The sequence below is a fragment of the Anabaena sp. CCY 9613 genome (assembly GCF_963920895.1).
Lineage (GTDB): Bacteria > Cyanobacteriota > Cyanobacteriia > Cyanobacteriales > Nostocaceae > Cyanocohniella.
Genome location: NZ_CAWUDE010000007.1, coordinates 79,169 through 94,060, shown reverse-complemented (window position 1 = coordinate 94,060; position 14,892 = coordinate 79,169). Strand labels below are relative to the sequence as shown.

16 protein-coding genes and 1 tRNA gene are annotated in these 14,892 nt (G+C 42.3%); 8 read left to right on the top strand and 9 right to left on the bottom strand.

Annotated elements, in window-relative coordinates:
• Positions 1–39: 39 nt before the first annotated feature.
• Entirely contained in the window at positions 40–639 is a 600-nt protein-coding gene (gene gmk / locus ACM0OT_RS10500) for a guanylate kinase (RefSeq protein ID WP_414564303.1), read from the top strand.
• Between the two features lie 314 nt (positions 640–953).
• On the opposite strand, the gene ACM0OT_RS10495 is transcribed toward gmk, so the two are convergent.
• From ACM0OT_RS10495 to ACM0OT_RS10485, 3 genes are all read right to left on the bottom strand, one after another.
• Positions 954–1,475 (bottom strand): photosystem I reaction center protein subunit XI, encoded by a 522-nt coding sequence (locus tag ACM0OT_RS10495; protein WP_414543771.1) that lies wholly within the window; start codon positions 1,473–1,475, stop codon positions 954–956.
• Between the two features lie 251 nt (positions 1,476–1,726).
• The gene (psaJ, locus tag ACM0OT_RS10490; RefSeq protein WP_414543770.1) at positions 1,727–1,876 is read right to left on the bottom strand and encodes a photosystem I reaction center subunit IX; all 150 of its coding nucleotides are present in this window, start codon (positions 1,874–1,876) and stop codon (positions 1,727–1,729) included.
• Positions 1,877–1,915: 39 nt separating this feature from the next.
• Complete coding sequence (locus ACM0OT_RS10485; protein WP_414564302.1) at positions 1,916–2,410, bottom strand: Photosystem I reaction center subunit III; 495 nt, start codon at positions 2,408–2,410, stop codon at positions 1,916–1,918.
• Between the two features lie 176 nt (positions 2,411–2,586).
• Here ACM0OT_RS10485 and tsaD point away from each other — a divergent pair, with 176 nt between their 5' ends.
• Positions 2,587–3,633: a tRNA (adenosine(37)-N6)-threonylcarbamoyltransferase complex transferase subunit TsaD gene (tsaD, locus tag ACM0OT_RS10480; protein WP_414564301.1), complete on the top strand. Its 1,047-nt coding sequence runs from the start codon at positions 2,587–2,589 to the stop codon at positions 3,631–3,633.
• A gap of 46 nt (positions 3,634–3,679) precedes the next feature.
• Here tsaD and ACM0OT_RS10475 read toward each other — a convergent pair whose 3' ends face one another.
• Positions 3,680–4,588, bottom strand: a complete 909-nt coding sequence (locus ACM0OT_RS10475; RefSeq protein WP_414564300.1) for an alpha/beta fold hydrolase — start codon at positions 4,586–4,588, stop codon at positions 3,680–3,682.
• 86 nt (positions 4,589–4,674) lie between these two features.
• Positions 4,675–5,394, bottom strand: coding sequence for a hypothetical protein (locus tag ACM0OT_RS10470; protein ID WP_414543779.1), 720 nt, complete (start codon positions 5,392–5,394; stop codon positions 4,675–4,677).
• A 466-nt stretch (positions 5,395–5,860) separates the two neighbouring features.
• On the opposite strand from ACM0OT_RS10470, the gene ACM0OT_RS10465 reads away from it, so the two are divergent.
• From ACM0OT_RS10465 to ACM0OT_RS10440, 6 genes are all read left to right on the top strand, one after another.
• Complete coding sequence (locus tag ACM0OT_RS10465) at positions 5,861–6,409, top strand: GNAT family N-acetyltransferase (protein WP_414564299.1); 549 nt, start codon at positions 5,861–5,863, stop codon at positions 6,407–6,409.
• A 436-nt stretch (positions 6,410–6,845) separates the two neighbouring features.
• Positions 6,846–6,919 (top strand) — tRNA-Pro (locus tag ACM0OT_RS10460).
• 748 nt (positions 6,920–7,667) lie between these two features.
• Positions 7,668–8,501 carry a Tic22 family protein gene (locus ACM0OT_RS10455; protein ID WP_414564298.1) on the top strand — a complete coding sequence of 278 codons (834 nt, stop codon included), beginning with the start codon at positions 7,668–7,670 and terminating at the stop codon, positions 8,499–8,501.
• A 3-nt stretch (positions 8,502–8,504) separates the two neighbouring features.
• Positions 8,505–9,428 (top strand): peptide chain release factor N(5)-glutamine methyltransferase, encoded by a 924-nt coding sequence (prmC, locus tag ACM0OT_RS10450; RefSeq protein WP_414564297.1) that lies wholly within the window; start codon positions 8,505–8,507, stop codon positions 9,426–9,428.
• Between the two features lie 35 nt (positions 9,429–9,463).
• Positions 9,464–10,054 carry an L-threonylcarbamoyladenylate synthase gene (locus tag ACM0OT_RS10445; RefSeq protein WP_414564296.1) on the top strand — a complete coding sequence of 197 codons (591 nt, stop codon included), beginning with the start codon at positions 9,464–9,466 and terminating at the stop codon, positions 10,052–10,054.
• A 464-nt stretch (positions 10,055–10,518) separates the two neighbouring features.
• Entirely contained in the window at positions 10,519–11,427 is a 909-nt protein-coding gene (locus tag ACM0OT_RS10440) for a sensor histidine kinase (RefSeq protein WP_414564295.1), read from the top strand.
• Here the strand turns inward: ACM0OT_RS10440 and ACM0OT_RS10435 are convergent.
• The 4 genes from ACM0OT_RS10435 to secD form a co-directional block, all read right to left on the bottom strand.
• A complete protein-coding gene (locus ACM0OT_RS10435; protein WP_414564294.1) occupies positions 11,390–11,857 on the bottom strand; it encodes a GNAT family N-acetyltransferase in 468 nt (155 codons plus the stop codon). The genes ACM0OT_RS10440 and ACM0OT_RS10435 overlap by 38 nt on opposite strands.
• Positions 11,858–11,959: 102 nt before the next feature.
• Positions 11,960–12,373 (bottom strand): hypothetical protein, encoded by a 414-nt coding sequence (locus ACM0OT_RS10430; protein WP_414564418.1) that lies wholly within the window; start codon positions 12,371–12,373, stop codon positions 11,960–11,962.
• A gap of 69 nt (positions 12,374–12,442) precedes the next feature.
• Entirely contained in the window at positions 12,443–13,435 is a 993-nt protein-coding gene (gene secF / locus ACM0OT_RS10425; RefSeq protein WP_414564293.1) for a protein translocase subunit SecF, read from the bottom strand.
• Positions 13,432–14,844: a protein translocase subunit SecD gene (secD, locus tag ACM0OT_RS10420; protein WP_414564417.1), complete on the bottom strand. Its 1,413-nt coding sequence runs from the start codon at positions 14,842–14,844 to the stop codon at positions 13,432–13,434. Before secD ends, secF begins: the two co-directional genes overlap by 4 nt.
• Between the last annotated feature and the right edge of the window lie 48 nt (positions 14,845–14,892).

The following is a 14,892-nucleotide window of genomic DNA, read 5'->3' as shown; positions in this document are numbered from 1 at the left end:
CATACATAATGTCGATTGATTAATTCACAGGTTAAACGGATGATGCAAGTTTTACCCACCCAGAGTAGCGCTACTACCAAAGAATGCCCGTCTCCAGGTAGGCTGATTATTTTAACTGGCCCTAGTGGGGTTGGTAAAGGCACTTTAATGCAAGCGCTATTAAAACGTCATCCGGAACTTTATTATTCTGTATCCGTGACGACTCGTTCTCCTCGTCCAGGAGAAACTGATGGCAAAAATTATTACTTTATTAGCCGCAGTAAGTTTGAACAATTAATTGCTCAAGGTGAATTCTTAGAGTGGGCAGAATTTGCTGGTAACTATTACGGTACACCCCGTGAAGCAGTGCTTAACCAGGTTCAATCTGGTAAGTTAGTGGTGCTAGAAATTGAACTAGAAGGGGCCAGACAAATCCGTGCTTCCTTCCCTGCTGCCCTCAGCATTTTTATTTTACCGCCTTCCCTAAATGAATTGGAACAACGGATACGTGGTCGCGCCCAAGATTCGGAAGAAGCGATCGCCCGTCGTCTGTACCGTGCCCAAGAAGAAATTCAAGCTGTGGACGAATTTGATGTGAAAATTGTGAATGATGATTTAGAAAAGGCTCTCAATGCCATCGAAGCGACTTTGTTTGGCTAATTGAGGGTCTTTAGTAGCATCATAAGCACTGATAATAACCTCCCAAAAAGGACACACAGAAAGGGCAAGACTTTTATCTTGTGTCCTTTTAAGGACTGTCATCCTAGCTAGAGTCGTCAACTACCAAGCAAGCAAAATTTCCACAATTTTATCTACGAATTAAGTAAGGCCTGAACGGATAAAACTTCGCTGCTGATTCAGCGGGTATGGGGCTGCTATTACAAATTTTGAATTAGCAGCATAGAGCAGAGGTAATCACATCACTGACAATCAGCAATTACCCATGCCCTATGCTCCATTAGCAAAAAATTAAATTAACCAACGAGACCTTGAATTAGTCCCAAGTTTGTAGTTAAGAAATAAGCAACTACTGCACCACCAATACCACCAATTAAGAAGGAACTGGCAAAATTATTCCAGCTTTCTTTGGAGTTAAAAGCGTCTACTGGAGGATTGGGTACAGTAACGCTGGCAAGTGCTTTGGCAGGATTACTATTGGCATATAGGGATAGACAGGCGGTGAGGATCACAACCAAGCCGATAGCTGCCAGTAATCCAGCTAAGTTAGCATTTTCTGCATTCCGTAAGGGGCCTAATTTGGCGAAAGGCCCAAATAGTAAGTAACCATGAGCCATGCCCACTTCTAGTCCCCGTCTCGAAGGATTAAGACCTTGGCGATAGGCAGGTAAATTATTAATGAACCACTTAACCAAGGGGGAAGAATTGATCGGGGTTTCTAGATTGCCTTGTTGGGGATCTCGTCCTGCTGGAGCAACAACTTCCCGATTTCTCGGATCGCTGGGGGAATTTTTTGATGAATCTACTGCTTGCGCCATATTGTATGTTCGCCTCTAAATTAGAATGGTGGCATTTTATATTATTAATAATAATTGTAGCTAAAGATGTATTTTGGCTAGTAAGTTTAAAAAAATTAATTTAGTAGCTTTTAAAAGCATGAAACTCGTAAGCTCGTTTGACAGCATTACGAGTTTCATAACTTAATTTCTTCTACCTATTTAAGCAATACTTAAACTTAAATAAGCTGAGAAAAATTACACAATATTAGGACTGAAATCCCATTTTCCACTTATGGTAGTGGGTGGAAAAGTAAGTCGGGAAAAAAGCGGTTGAATTCAATCAAAATACCTGCGGTGATTGTCAGCCAAATGGTAGCTGCAACTGGTGCGGTGGAAAGAAAGGTTACAAGGTAGGACGACTGATCGCCTTTGTCTGCCATAAATTTAGTCTCCAAAACAAATGAATTAGTGAGGACAAATTAGCGCGGAGAGACAGGAATTTCTGAATCTTTAGCTGTTAATTCGCCTGACAGGAGTTCTTTAATTGCTGCCGCTGGCCAAGCAAAGCCTGTAGCCATAATAGGCAGTGCTAAACCAAGATCAATTTGGATCTCTTTTTGCTCAGTATCTGATGATTTTTTGATGGCTTGGAGGTAAGAACGACCTACCCAACCAATCCAACCAGCAATATACAGGAACAGGATGCTAGGAATTAGGAAGTCGCCGGCACGATCCAGACGACCGTCAACAATCAAGTGAGGATAACCCTCAGGCCCACACAGTGCCTGAGAATAACGCTCAAACCGCTTTCTTCCTGATTCAGGATCAGCGGTGGTATTACGGGCATTTTTTGCTAGCTCTTGAAAGGCGGGAGAGTCTTTACAGGGTACCAAGTTAGCCCCAAGCGCTTGGGCTGGGGGGGCAAAATTGGACCAAAGACAAATCGCTAAAATCAAAGCAAACAATCGTCTCATGGAGTTGTTTCCTTTTATTACAAAACAAAAAGTTTTTTGTACAAAACGAAGCGGCTTGTACAGTCTTTATTTGCATAACTAGCAAGTCATCATACTCTTGGGCGGGAACCGAGTAAAGTTTAAGTAAATAAAAGTTAAAGCTTCTCAAACAAATCGTTATCTATCACAACCCTGGAATGGCAACCGTTTTAGCAATAGAAACCAGCTGCGATGAAACTGCTGTCGCAATTGTTAACAATCGTGAAGTTTATAGCAGTATCGTCGCCTCCCAAATTTTAGTTCATAGCCAGTACGGCGGGGTGGTGCCAGAGGTGGCATCCCGTCAACACTTGGAAACGATCAATGAGGCGATCGCTCAGGCCTTAGAACAAGCCAAACTCAACTGGCAGCAAATCGATGGGATCGCCGCCACCTGCGCCCCTGGTCTTGTAGGAGCGCTATTGGTAGGATTAACTGCTGCCAAAACTTTAGCAATGTTACACAATAAGCCATTTTTGGGAGTCCATCATCTGGAAGGCCACATTTACGCGACTTATTTGAGTGAGCCAACTTTAGATCCCCCATTTCTTAGCTTACTCGTTTCCGGCGGACATACAAGCTTGATTTACGTTAGGGATTGTGGTAAGTACGAAACCCTGGGAGAAACTCGTGATGATGCTGCTGGTGAAGCCTTTGATAAAGTAGCCAGGTTGTTAAATTTGGGTTATCCCGGCGGCCCCGTAATTGATCAGCTAGCACAAACAGGTAATCCCCGGGCCTTTGCCTTACCAGAAGGTAAAGTTTCTTTACCGGGTGGAGGATATCATCCTTATGACGGCAGTTTTAGTGGTTTAAAGACGGCAGTGCTGCGATTAGTACAGCAGTTAGAGAAAGATGGTAAACAAATACCAGTGCCAGATTTAGCAGCTAGCTTTCAGGAAACTGTAGCGCGATCGCTAACCAAAAGAGCGATCGCCTGTGCCCTTGATCATGGTCTTAATACTATTGCCGTTGGTGGAGGGGTAGCAGCTAACAGCAGCCTCAGAACCACCTTACAGGCCGCAGCCACTCAACATAACTTACGTGTTCTATTCCCACCCCTCAAATACTGTACCGATAACGCCGCCATGATTGCCTGCGCCGCCTCTCATCATCTATCCCTTGGTCACACATCACCTTTGACCTTAGGCGTTGAATCTAGGCTACCGCTTACCCAAGTAATGAAGTTGTATGGCAGGGAATAGAGAATAGGCAGAGAAGAGGTAGAACAGAGACATCTCCAGACCCCATCTAAGTATTGACAATTGACCGAATGTGACTAGCAACTACATCCGGCTGCTCTAACATTGCTAAGTGACCACAATCAGGAATTTCAATTACATTGTCACCACTGTATTGAAACAGCCGATGAAAACTAGCTAAATGGCGAACATACTTAGGTTCCATCACCTTGTCATCGGTACCAGCCAAAAAATAAACTGGTTGCTGCAATTGAGACACTAGTTGCGGTAATCGGTTAATTTCTTCTTCAGTTGTAGAATCTAGCAGCGCTCCCAGTGCTGCTTCTGGGTCAGCTACGACGAAATCAATCACTCGCTGACGTGCCCATTGGCGTTCTAACGGACGAGCTACACTGGCTCTGGTAAAAAGCAAATCAATCAAAGGTAGTTGAGACAGCCAACGCGGACGAACTTGCAAAAATTTTTGTCCAGCTGAACGAAACTGCTCAAAAGCTTCTTTGAGATAAATACCACCACCTGCGTTAATACAGATCACTCCTTTGACACAATCAGGCATCTGAGCCGCTGCCCATAGCGCAATTGTACCCCCCAAGGAATGCCCAATCAGCCAAGCGCTGGTAATATTCAGCTGTTGTAGCAGAGCGGCTAAATCCTGAGCATAAACAGCTGGCGTATAAAGAGAATCAAAGGGCAAACTCAACTCATCAATAGAGTGAGAACTCAAGCTGACAGAAGTTGGAGCCGAACTAAAATCTGTTTCTGGTTGGGACTGGGACTCACCAAAACCTCGCAAATCATAAGATAGGCACTGCAAATCAACTGACAACCGGGAAATTACAGGTTGCCAATATCCACGGCTATTTAGCCAACCGTGAATAAACACTAAAGCGTGTGGATAAGAGGTGGGAGCTGTTAGCTCGTATGCGTGTGGAACGCCTAAGATTTCGATGGTTGCCATACTTAATATCGTACCCCTAAGACGTGGGTGCGACTAAATACGCCATATGAGGAGTTAAAATTTGTTCATTTTTAATTCTTAACTTTTTATTTACCCAACAACCTCAACCGTACGCCTTCGGCAATTTTGTGTCCTAAATATTCTGGAATGAGGCTTTCATTCGGCCCCAATAAGTAGAGAATCAGTCGTGTGCGTCCTCGCCAAACCAGCAAATTAGCATTGACGACTAGCAGGTCTTCCTGCCAAATGGCGTACATGACTTTGTAAAATAATCCCGGTTGATTGTCGGCTTCAATTACCAGGGCAGGGAGATGAAATACTGGATCAACATAAAACTCTGTTTGTACTTGTTCTAAGCCAGTGTCCAGGTTAAATTCTACTGCCAGCATTTCTTCTACCTCAAACCTACCTCCTAGAGCCTCGCGAATGGCGCGGCAAACATTTTCTGCGGTTTTCTCGGTTAAGGCTTTACTACCACGAGATACTAATAGTTTGATAAAAACTAACATTGGCGGTCTAATCTGACCATATAGGCTCAGACCGTGGATGGTTAGCCCATAAGCAGCTAGCACACCAAAAATATCACTCAAGAGAAACGACTGGTTACGATAAGCAAAATGCAGCGCACTTTTGCTACCTTCCGGCTTCAACTCAATCACAGCGCGTTTGGTTTTATAAAGACGGTAGGCTAACCGCAAATTTTGCAGTTGAATCTCACTACTAACAAATTGCTCATAAAACTGGGGAAAGGCTCGATTAAAGCGCTTTAGGAGTTCCAGTGTTGAAGATTTTAAACCAGAAGCCATCGTTGGGGTAAGACTCACTTGCTTTTGTCACCTGGGGAACTCGGGACCCCTCTGGGAATGGGGTAATGGGCACTAGGAACTGGGTACTATGAATTGGGGGGTTACTTAAGATACTCACACCTTATGTGAAGACACATATTGTACAAGACAAAGTTTTTTCTTGTTCCCATCTTTAAAGATAGGGGCTTGTTACTTATTATTCCCAAATCCCAAAGTCCCAATCCCTGATCTTCACTCTCATGTTTTGCCTTTTGAGAAATTTCTCCTAGGCTTCACAACAAAATGCTAAAGTTGAAAATGATTGGTGTGAAACACGCCGTGAAAGGCTATTGCCATTAAAAATCCCGAAAACATATAAAAAAATTAAAGTTTAAAGGGTAGTTTATGGTACTAGCTTTGATAAACGTGAATCAACACTCCCAGAGAGTGGAAACCAATTCAGTTATACTACCCGAACCACGTTGGCATGGGTTTTTGGAAAACTTGGTTTAATACCTCTGATTCTGTAGCGACAAATAAAACAACCTCCTTTGATGAGCATACAGGTGCTGCGGGTTCTGTGCCCGGTAGTGATACCTCTGGTACTACGCGAAGTCAAGAACGCATCGTTTTTAGCACGGAGCGAGATATTGACCTGTATGAACTAGAAGAACTCTGTGATGCAGTCGGTTGGTCGCGTCGTCCATTAAGGAAAGTTAAAAAAGCCATTGAGCATAGTTTTCTCGTAGCCTCTATGTGGCAAGTTCGAGGAAACCAAAGACGGCTCATTGGTTTTGCGCGTGCCACCTCGGATCATGCATTTAATGCGACTATTTGGGATGTGGTAGTTCACCCAGACTTTCAAGGCAAAGGACTGGGGAAAGCGCTGATGAAATACGTACTCAAAAAACTGAGAAGTGAAGAGATTAGCAATGTGACTTTGTTTGCTGACCCTCATGTTCTAGATTTTTATCGGAGTATGGGTTTTATGTCAGATCCAGAAGGGATTAAAGGCATGTTCTGGTATCCGCACTAAATCTTCAACCAAAATACAGCATTTGGCAAAAAAGAAATCGGCGACAATCTTACCTAGGTGTCAAAAATCTGCTGTGTTTGGGCGCATTTCCGCTAATGGGTACTAAAAAGCTGATTCAGCGCCAAAGTCAGGGACTGACTAAATGGAAAAATAATCAATCGTTTTGGTGACCAAGGGGAGCAGGGGGAGAATAAATCTGATAGTCGTATTGGATGCAGAAATTGAGTAATTTAATTTTTGCATGTCCCTTACAGTCTTTGATCATCGAGCAATTAAGATTACTGTCGCCGGACAGAAAATTTGTTAGTCAAAATATGTTAAATATGGTATGATGCGTATATTGCTGTGACAAGATAGTTATTTGAAGATAAAACTCAGTTTTAGTTTATCCTCGACTAGCTAGATAATAAATAGCAGTCAGCAATTCATATATAACCGGGATGTAGCGCAGCTTGGTAGCGCGCCTGCTTTGGGAGCAGGATGCCGCAGGTTCAAATCCTGTCATCCCGATTTTAATTAATCGATACAAAAAAGTAAGTACAAAGTCCCGTAAGTTTTGAAAGCTTATGGAATTTTATTAAAATATTCACTCGAAGGAAAAAATTTAATAGGCTGTCATGAACTGTATACACCAATAATGGAATAGGGACTAGGTACAAATCCCGCTCATACCCTCCGTATTTCCGAGGCAGGGAATTACAGAGCAATTTTTTGGTAAGCTTTAAATTCAAATTAAAAGATTTGCCGTGAAACTGAAGTTTACGTAATTCTACTTAGGGACAAAATTGTCAGGAAAGATAGATAAACTTGTTGCCAGAAATTAACAAAATCTCAACACTGGATTTTGTATATATTTGAACATATTTAAAAATAAGATTAAGTGGAACGATTAATTATCTAATGCCGTCCTCTAGATTTGAGAAAGCCAATACAAGGTGTGGGATTGATCATCTCTAAAATCAGGGAAAGTTTTTGCCTGTGCGAGAGCACACTATAATAGGCATTTACATAATTTTGCAGTGCATAGCAAGGCGAAATTGCAAAAAAACAACCTGATAACGATCAATGGGCGATGGCCGCATCATAAAAATTCTTAAAGTGGGAAAATAGCACTTTTTGAGAATTGATTGTTAATATTTAACCGCCACCACAAATTTTTCACATTTTAAATGAATTGCTATATAACTAAGACTAGTTAGTGTGGTGCAAATCCAACGGTGTGTTTGACTTAATTTAACTATTGAAGCGAGGAGTCATTATGAAAGCATTAGTTCGCTGGAGCGCAACATTAGGTTTAGTCGGTAGTACTTTTCTGGGATCAGTTTTTGCCGGCAGTTTCCCAGCGCTGGCTTTGTCAGAACAACAAATAAAGGAAAAATTAGATTCAGTTCCTGTATACATAATAACCAATGAAAAAGGTTTACCATTGAGTCGTCCATTAACAGAAGCTCAAGGCGCTCAAAAACCTGGTGGTTCGGTAACAGGGGTTTATATGAGTCGGCAAGAGGCTCAAGGCTTTATCAAGGAACTACAGAGTGCCCAAGGAAAAGACCCGAAAACACAAGAAATGGTAAAAAGCCTACAGGTGACGGCTGTGCCTCTGGGGGTCATTTATCAGCAATTGCAACAAACTAAAAACCAGTCAGAACGTCTGCTATTTGCCTTTAAACCTGTAGAACAGGAAATTAAAGGAGCAATGGATTTACTGCGTCAAAGTGGTCAACAGGTAAATCAGTTTCCCAGTGTACCTGTTTTTGCTGTGAGATTTTCACCAGAACAAGGTTATGTGCCCATTCAACTGACATCTGAAAAAGAGCAATTAATTCCTTTGTTTTTAAGCAAGCAAGATGCACAAGGCTTGTTAACTCAGGTAAAACCGAAGTTTCCCAAGGCTGATATTCAGGTAATAGACATAGATGGAGTAATTAAAACTTTACAAGAAAAAAATGATCCTTGGCTCGACCAGGTTGTTTTAGTACCATCTCAGGAATCTAGAGAATATATCAAGACTTTGCCCAGAGAGAATGCACCCAATACTCAGGTAGCTCCCAACAGAAATAATACTCAGCCGGCGAAACCCCAGCAACGTTAAGGAATGACAGATAAACAGCTACAGGCAGTTTCTGGTTTACAGCTTTGGCAGTGGCGTCAGAGAGCGATCGCAGGTGCGATGGCATCTCATGTCTCACCAAATGAGGTAGATTGGCTGCTGCTAGAGGTAGCTGAATTAGACCGCTTGGCACTGCGTTTAGAATCTTTCAAAGACTGGCCGGAAATTCCGATGTTGTTGCCTTTAGAAGATTTAGACCAGTTGTGGCAAAGGCGATTAAATGAACACTTGCCGGTGCAATACATTGCCGGAGTTACGCCTTGGCGAAATTTTCAGCTTGCGGTGTCCAATGCGGTTTTGATTCCTAGACCAGAAACTGAGTATTTAATTGATTTAACGGTGGCTGCTACTACTAACAGTGGGGCAGCCTCATTTTTACAATCAGGACATTGGGCAGACTTAGGCACAGGTAGTGGGGCGATCGCCTTGGGACTAGCAGATACATTGCCAAAAGCCACAATTCATGCTGTCGATTACAGTCCAGAGGCTTTAGCGATCGCCCAATTCAATGCTCGTAATGCAGGTCTTGATCACCAGATTAACTTTTACCAAGGGTCTTGGTGGGAGCCATTAGCATCTATGAAGGGTCAGTTCAGTGGGATGGTGTCCAACCCACCGTATATTCCCACCAGTACCGTGGCTACCCTACAACCGGAAGTAGTGAAGCATGAACCACATTTAGCCTTAGATGGTGGTGCTGATGGTTTAGATTGTATTCGTCAGTTAATAGAAATTTCCCCTGATTATTTGCGCCCTGGTGGTGTGTGGCTAATTGAGATGATGGCGGGTCAGGCGGATATAGTAAAAAAACTTTTACAAAAGCAAGGTAGCTACTGTAATATTCAAATTCATCAAGATTTAGCGGGGATTGAGCGCTTTGCTTTAGCTTATGTAAGTGCTGAGATATGAAATAATTGTTAATTCATCACTTACAAGGCGGATACATGACCCAAGTTTCTTTAGTTGATTTGATAGCTGGCGCACGTGCTGGCTTATTAGTTAGTTTTCCCACAGATACTGTTCCTGCACTGGCCACCCTACCAGAAAAGGCCGGATTAATTTTTGCAGCGAAACAGCGTAGTCAGGATAAACCTTTAATTTTGATGGGGGCTAGTGCCGAGGATTTGTGGCCTTATGTCAAAGGTAGTGAGAATGAGTTAAAAATTTGGCAAGAGGTTGCTAATCAACATTGGCCGGGAGCATTGACTCTGGTATTACCCGCAAGTAATCGCCTACCACCACAAATAAACCCAACTGACCCCACAACAATTGGGATTCGAGTACCTAACAGTGCGATCGCCCAAACTATTTTGGCGCAAACAGGCCCTCTTGCTACCACTAGCGCTAATCTTTCTGGTCACCCGCCCTTACAAAAATTAATAGAAATTGCCGCGCAGTTCCCACAAGCGTTGACTTTGGCAACAACAGAATTGCCCGATGAAATTACAGGATTAGGTGTACCTTCTACAGTTGCTAAATGGACAGGAGCAGATTGGCAGACTTTGCGTCCCGGTGCCATTCAACTAAATTTTTAGATACAGAACTGGACAAGTAAATAATTAGGATTAATCTTTGATGTTTGCAAAGCCCAATAAATCCTACTCCTAACTAATACAAGTTCAAGATTCAGTATACTTAGCAAGACTCAAACCAGATTCCTATAGTTATAATGTTGTTTTCCTATTATTAGCCCCACTTTTAATAGTTAAGAATGCAAACAATCAAGGTAAGCTAGTTCATAACTTGTCCAAAATACAACATTCTATCAATGTAAGGAGCAATATAAAAAGGTTATATTACCTACTAATTTATTTGTCTTGAAGAATAGGTTATATAAACCTTCTTTTTTACCTTGATATTTGTTGATAAATAATCTTGGTAAAATTTTAAAACTCCTGATTTATTTATTCAAGCTCAGAATGAGTTGGACTAATGAGGAAGTCTGGAAATTTACTTTGGACTATTGTGGTTAGTTAACAAGATAATAATTGCCAAATTTATGAATTGGAGTAACTGGATATATCTAAGTGTAGGATTAATAATCGGTTGGAGCTGCCGTTGGCTATTTACACGGTCTTTAAATACTGGCTCTAACTCTTCTCCAGTTATATCAGGAGAGCAACAGCAAGCATCAAAACTCCAGCAACAGATCAAGGAAACGCAGCTGGCGTACCAAATGGCAAAAGAAATGAGCCAGTTTAAAGCGGGTTTTTTAGCACGGACTACCCATGAATTGCGATCGCCTCTAAATGGTTTAATTGGTTTGCATCAGTTAATTCTGTCTGATTTGTGCGACAATCCAGCCGAAGAGCGAGAATTTATTGGCCAAGCTCACGAACGGGCGCTGAAACTGTTACATCTTATTGATGAAATTCTCAATATAGCTAGAACAGAACACGGTACAAATAAATTAGATATTCAGCCGCATTCTCTAGCCGATATTTTGCAGGAAGTGAAAAAATTGACTTATCTGCTAGCCGCAAATCGTAATTTACCTTTGCAGGTGACGCTTCCTGATGCCGAAGTTTACGTTTTGGCAGATTACCGCTGGCTATGCCAAATATTAGTAAATTTAGTAGACACTGCCATTACTCAGATGCAGGAAGGCAGTATCTTTATTTCTAGTAACCCTTCATCTACTAGTTGTACTCTTGATATTCACTTGGATGTGCCTAATGATGCTGTCACCAAAAGTGAGCCAATTGATTTGATGCATTTATCAGAGCAGCAGCTTCAAATTAATCAAGACAACACGATCCTTTCACCAGGAATGAAACTATCACTCAACCAAACTCTACTGGAAGTGATGGGAGGAAAACTGGAAATTGTGCCATCTCCAACCACTGAAGCATTTACCAGGTTGCAAGTTTCTATCCCCCTAGTGATTCCTGAAGCTGGACTTCAGTAATAGAAAATTCATCAAGCTGGGATTGGTTATGTAGCACCATTGTTGTGGTGGCGTTAGTCTGGAAACCAATTTTTTCATAAAACTCTTGCTGATGAGTAGTCATCAGGTATACACGCTCAACCCTCCTCATGTGAGGATGACTCAAAACGGTTTCTACTAACTTACTACCCAAACCTGTACCCCGATACTCTGGGTGAATGACAACATCCCAGATAGTGGCGCGATAGATACCATCAGAAGTTGCTCTGGCAAAACCAATGATTCGCTCTCTATCCCAAATAGTAATCACAGGTTTGCTGTTGGCGATCGCTATGCCTAAATCCTCGATACTCCGCCCTTTGGCCCAAAAGGCTGCAATATTAAATAGTTCTTGGAGTTGGTAAAGGTCTATTTCCGAGCGATCGCTAAATTGAATTTGAGGATAGTTCATGTATTGCACCCCAATGTGGCAGTATCATAGCTGTCATCAATTCATATTGTGCTAGAAATTGCTGAATACGTGTATCTTTATGCAACGATTTTTCGTCATCATTTAATGACAAATCCATTTCCATAGGGGATGAGTGGGCCCTTGCTGCCTAATGCGAAAAACTTGTTTTTCTAAACGTTGTTGTTCAGGCTGTGGTAAACCCCACAAAATATTGCGGCTTTGCCAAACTAAGGTAGAAACTGTCACACCGATACAAAATGCTAAACCCAGGGTAGGTAGAGGATTATAAAATAACCCATATCTTACTGCTACCCAGGTAAAATATTGTCGCAAAATAGCAATTTCTCCCCGTAAATACCACAAGGCAACAGGTGCAATAGTCAGCCATAAACAACCAACAAATAACCATCTACCATATACAGTCAGCTGGTGCAGCCTTTGTACTTGTTGTCTAAAATTTGCGTCAGTGTCATGGGCATGGTTGCCATTTATTGATGGTTTTTCCGATTCATCCATAGGGGAATAAAGTAGCCACTTCTCAGCCATTGAGCAAATGCTTTCACCCAATTATGAATTACAAACAGCTTAACTATCTTGGGAACTAGTAGATGTATCCATTGCTTCGGTACTTTCTACTACTGATTTACCTCTAGTTTCTCGCCACCAACTGAGAAGAGTACTGGCGATGAAAATACTAGAATAAACCCCTGCTGTGAAGCCAATAATTAAAGCTAAGGCAAAGTTTTTTAGAGTTTCGCCGCCAAAGAGGAAGATCGCAACTAATGACAGCATCGTGGTTAAAGTCGTATTGATTGACCGTCCCAAAGTTTGGTTAACGGCATCATCTACTATCTCAGCAATCGGACGATTGGGATTGTTTTTAATGGTTTCCCGAATGCGATCATAAATTACTACAGTATCGTTAACCGAGAACCCTGTGATCGTCAATAGGGCTACGATAAAAAGACTATCGACTTCCGTACCCAGGACTAAACCGAAAATCGAAAAAATGCCTACCGTCACTAACACATCATGAAAAATAGCGACGATGGCGAATACGGCATAGTCCAACTGAAAGCGAATGCTCAAGTAAATAACGATGAATGCAAAAGAAACGATCAGAGCAATTACACCAGAGGTAAATAATTCTCTTCCTAAGGTGGGCCCTACAGTATCAATTTGGTTTCTTTGCTCGTCAAACGCACCAATTTTTTCGCTTAAAGCAGCTTGTAAATTCACACGCTGTTCACGCTCTAAATTTTTAGCGCGAATTAAAATTCCTGTTTCTGCACCCGTTTCTCTGTCAGTAACAATTTGAATGCTGCTATCGCCCAATCCCTCGGTTCTAGCTACGTCCCGGACGATATTGATATCAATGGGCTGATCACAGTTACCTGGTTGGGTACAATCTAATTCCAACTGCAATCGTGTACCACCAACAAAATCCAAACTGGGGCGTAAAGGTGCGCGGATATCAGGATTTTGCCAGGAAATCACCATTGAGATGATACCAGGAATGATGAGGGCAGCAGAAATAGCCCACCAAAGCGATCGCGACTTGTTAATACTCAGTTTCATCTAGCCACCTCTGCCTTATTGACGGTTGGCAGGTTGGGACAGAAAAGTTCTGGTTTCCGCAGTGAAGGAATGCTAATGGCCAAAAACATTAAACTGCGACTACAGGTAATAGCCGTAAACATACTTACGACTACGCCCAAACCCAAAGTTAAGGCAAACCCCCTAACTAAACCAGCCCCCAGCCAAAATAGTGCAAAACAGGCAATAACTGTAGTCACGTTGCCATCTAGAATGCTGGAAAAAGCTCGGTAAAAGCCAGATTCCACAGAACGATACAACGATTTACCTGCTTGCAATTCTTCCCGTGTCCGTTCAAAAATTAACACATTTGCATCAACTGCCATACCAATACTGAGAATAAAACCGGCAATTCCTGGCAAGGTTAGGGTCACACCCAACAAAGCAAAGCTAGCCCAAGTAAACAAGGCATAAATTACTAATGATACATCTGCAATTAGCCCTGGTAATCTATAGTACACCACCATAAATACCAAGACTAAAGCTAGACCGCCAATGCCGGCATAGATACTGCTATTAATGCTATCTCTACCCAAGGTTGCCCCAACGGTACGGATTTCAGCAATTTCTACAGGTAAAGGTAACGCACCACCACGTAACTGTACGCCTAAGTCATTGGCTTGTTGGGGTGTAAATGTACCTGTAATCACAGCTGCGCCACCAGTAATCCCGGTAGCGGCAAATTCTACCCCGACTACAGGAGCGCTGATTAGTTCATCATCTAGAAAAATGCCGATGCTGCGACCTGTACCCGCCAGGTTTTTTGTCAAATTGGCAAATAATTCACCACCCTTTTGGTCAAAACGAATGGCAACATTCCAGTTTTGACCTTGAGTAGGTTCACCATAGGCATCTTGTAAATATTTACCATCAAGTGGTGGTTCGATGCTGGTAAATAATTCCGCGATCGCTTGATTATTTTGTTGTAAATCTTCTTGATTCTTAGTAATTAAAGCTTTATCGTCGCTGTTTCTCAATTCTTCTTGCTTTGCTCTCAGTTCAGCGCGTGAAGCTTGAAAAGCAAACAATTGAGTTTCTGTACCAGGATTTTGTTGACGGAATTCTAACTGTGCTGTACCTCCCAGCACCCGTTCTGCTTGCTCTGGGTCGTTGACCCCTGGCAACTGGACTAAAATTTTGTCTGTACCCACACTTTGAATTACTGGCTCAGAAACACCAAGACCGTTGACCCGTCCTTCAACGACTCTTTGAACGCCTTCCAAATCTCGTTCAGTGATATTATTCATGCCTGGTGCTGGTTGCACCTGAATAGTAAGCTGTGAGCCTCCCCGTAAGTCCAATCCCAAAGGCACAGGAATTGTCGCAATCACCGCCACAGCGGCAATCACCAGCACAAATATCAAAGCTAATAGCGATCGCTGTCTTTGCATACCATAACTCGCATCTGACAAAGGCTATAATAGCGCTCTTTTGAGGAG

Excerpts from the sequence above, each read along its gene's own strand:
- ACM0OT_RS10465 (WP_414564299.1), top strand. The coding sequence starts at position 5,861 with ATGGGTTTTTGGAAAACTTGGTTTAATACCTCTGATTCTGTAGCGACA.
- psaJ (WP_414543770.1), bottom strand. The coding sequence starts at position 1,876 with ATGGCAGACAAAGGCGATCAGTCGTCCTACCTTGTAACCTTTCTTTCC.
- ACM0OT_RS10475 (WP_414564300.1), bottom strand. The coding sequence starts at position 4,588 with ATGGCAACCATCGAAATCTTAGGCGTTCCACACGCATACGAGCTAACA.
- ACM0OT_RS10435 (WP_414564294.1), bottom strand. The coding sequence starts at position 11,857 with ATGAACTATCCTCAAATTCAATTTAGCGATCGCTCGGAAATAGACCTT.
- ACM0OT_RS10430 (WP_414564418.1), bottom strand. The coding sequence starts at position 12,373 with ATGGATGAATCGGAAAAACCATCAATAAATGGCAACCATGCCCATGAC.
- ACM0OT_RS10470 (WP_414543779.1), bottom strand. The coding sequence starts at position 5,394 with ATGGCTTCTGGTTTAAAATCTTCAACACTGGAACTCCTAAAGCGCTTT.
- gmk (WP_414564303.1), top strand. The coding sequence starts at position 40 with ATGATGCAAGTTTTACCCACCCAGAGTAGCGCTACTACCAAAGAATGC.
- ACM0OT_RS10440 (WP_414564295.1), top strand. The coding sequence starts at position 10,519 with ATGAATTGGAGTAACTGGATATATCTAAGTGTAGGATTAATAATCGGT.
- tsaD (WP_414564301.1), top strand. The coding sequence starts at position 2,587 with ATGGCAACCGTTTTAGCAATAGAAACCAGCTGCGATGAAACTGCTGTC.
- ACM0OT_RS10495 (WP_414543771.1), bottom strand. The coding sequence starts at position 1,475 with ATGGCGCAAGCAGTAGATTCATCAAAAAATTCCCCCAGCGATCCGAGA.
- ACM0OT_RS10485 (WP_414564302.1), bottom strand. The coding sequence starts at position 2,410 with ATGAGACGATTGTTTGCTTTGATTTTAGCGATTTGTCTTTGGTCCAAT.
- secD (WP_414564417.1), bottom strand. The coding sequence starts at position 14,844 with ATGCAAAGACAGCGATCGCTATTAGCTTTGATATTTGTGCTGGTGATT.
- prmC (WP_414564297.1), top strand. The coding sequence starts at position 8,505 with ATGACAGATAAACAGCTACAGGCAGTTTCTGGTTTACAGCTTTGGCAG.
- ACM0OT_RS10455 (WP_414564298.1), top strand. The coding sequence starts at position 7,668 with ATGAAAGCATTAGTTCGCTGGAGCGCAACATTAGGTTTAGTCGGTAGT.
- ACM0OT_RS10445 (WP_414564296.1), top strand. The coding sequence starts at position 9,464 with ATGACCCAAGTTTCTTTAGTTGATTTGATAGCTGGCGCACGTGCTGGC.
- secF (WP_414564293.1), bottom strand. The coding sequence starts at position 13,435 with ATGAAACTGAGTATTAACAAGTCGCGATCGCTTTGGTGGGCTATTTCT.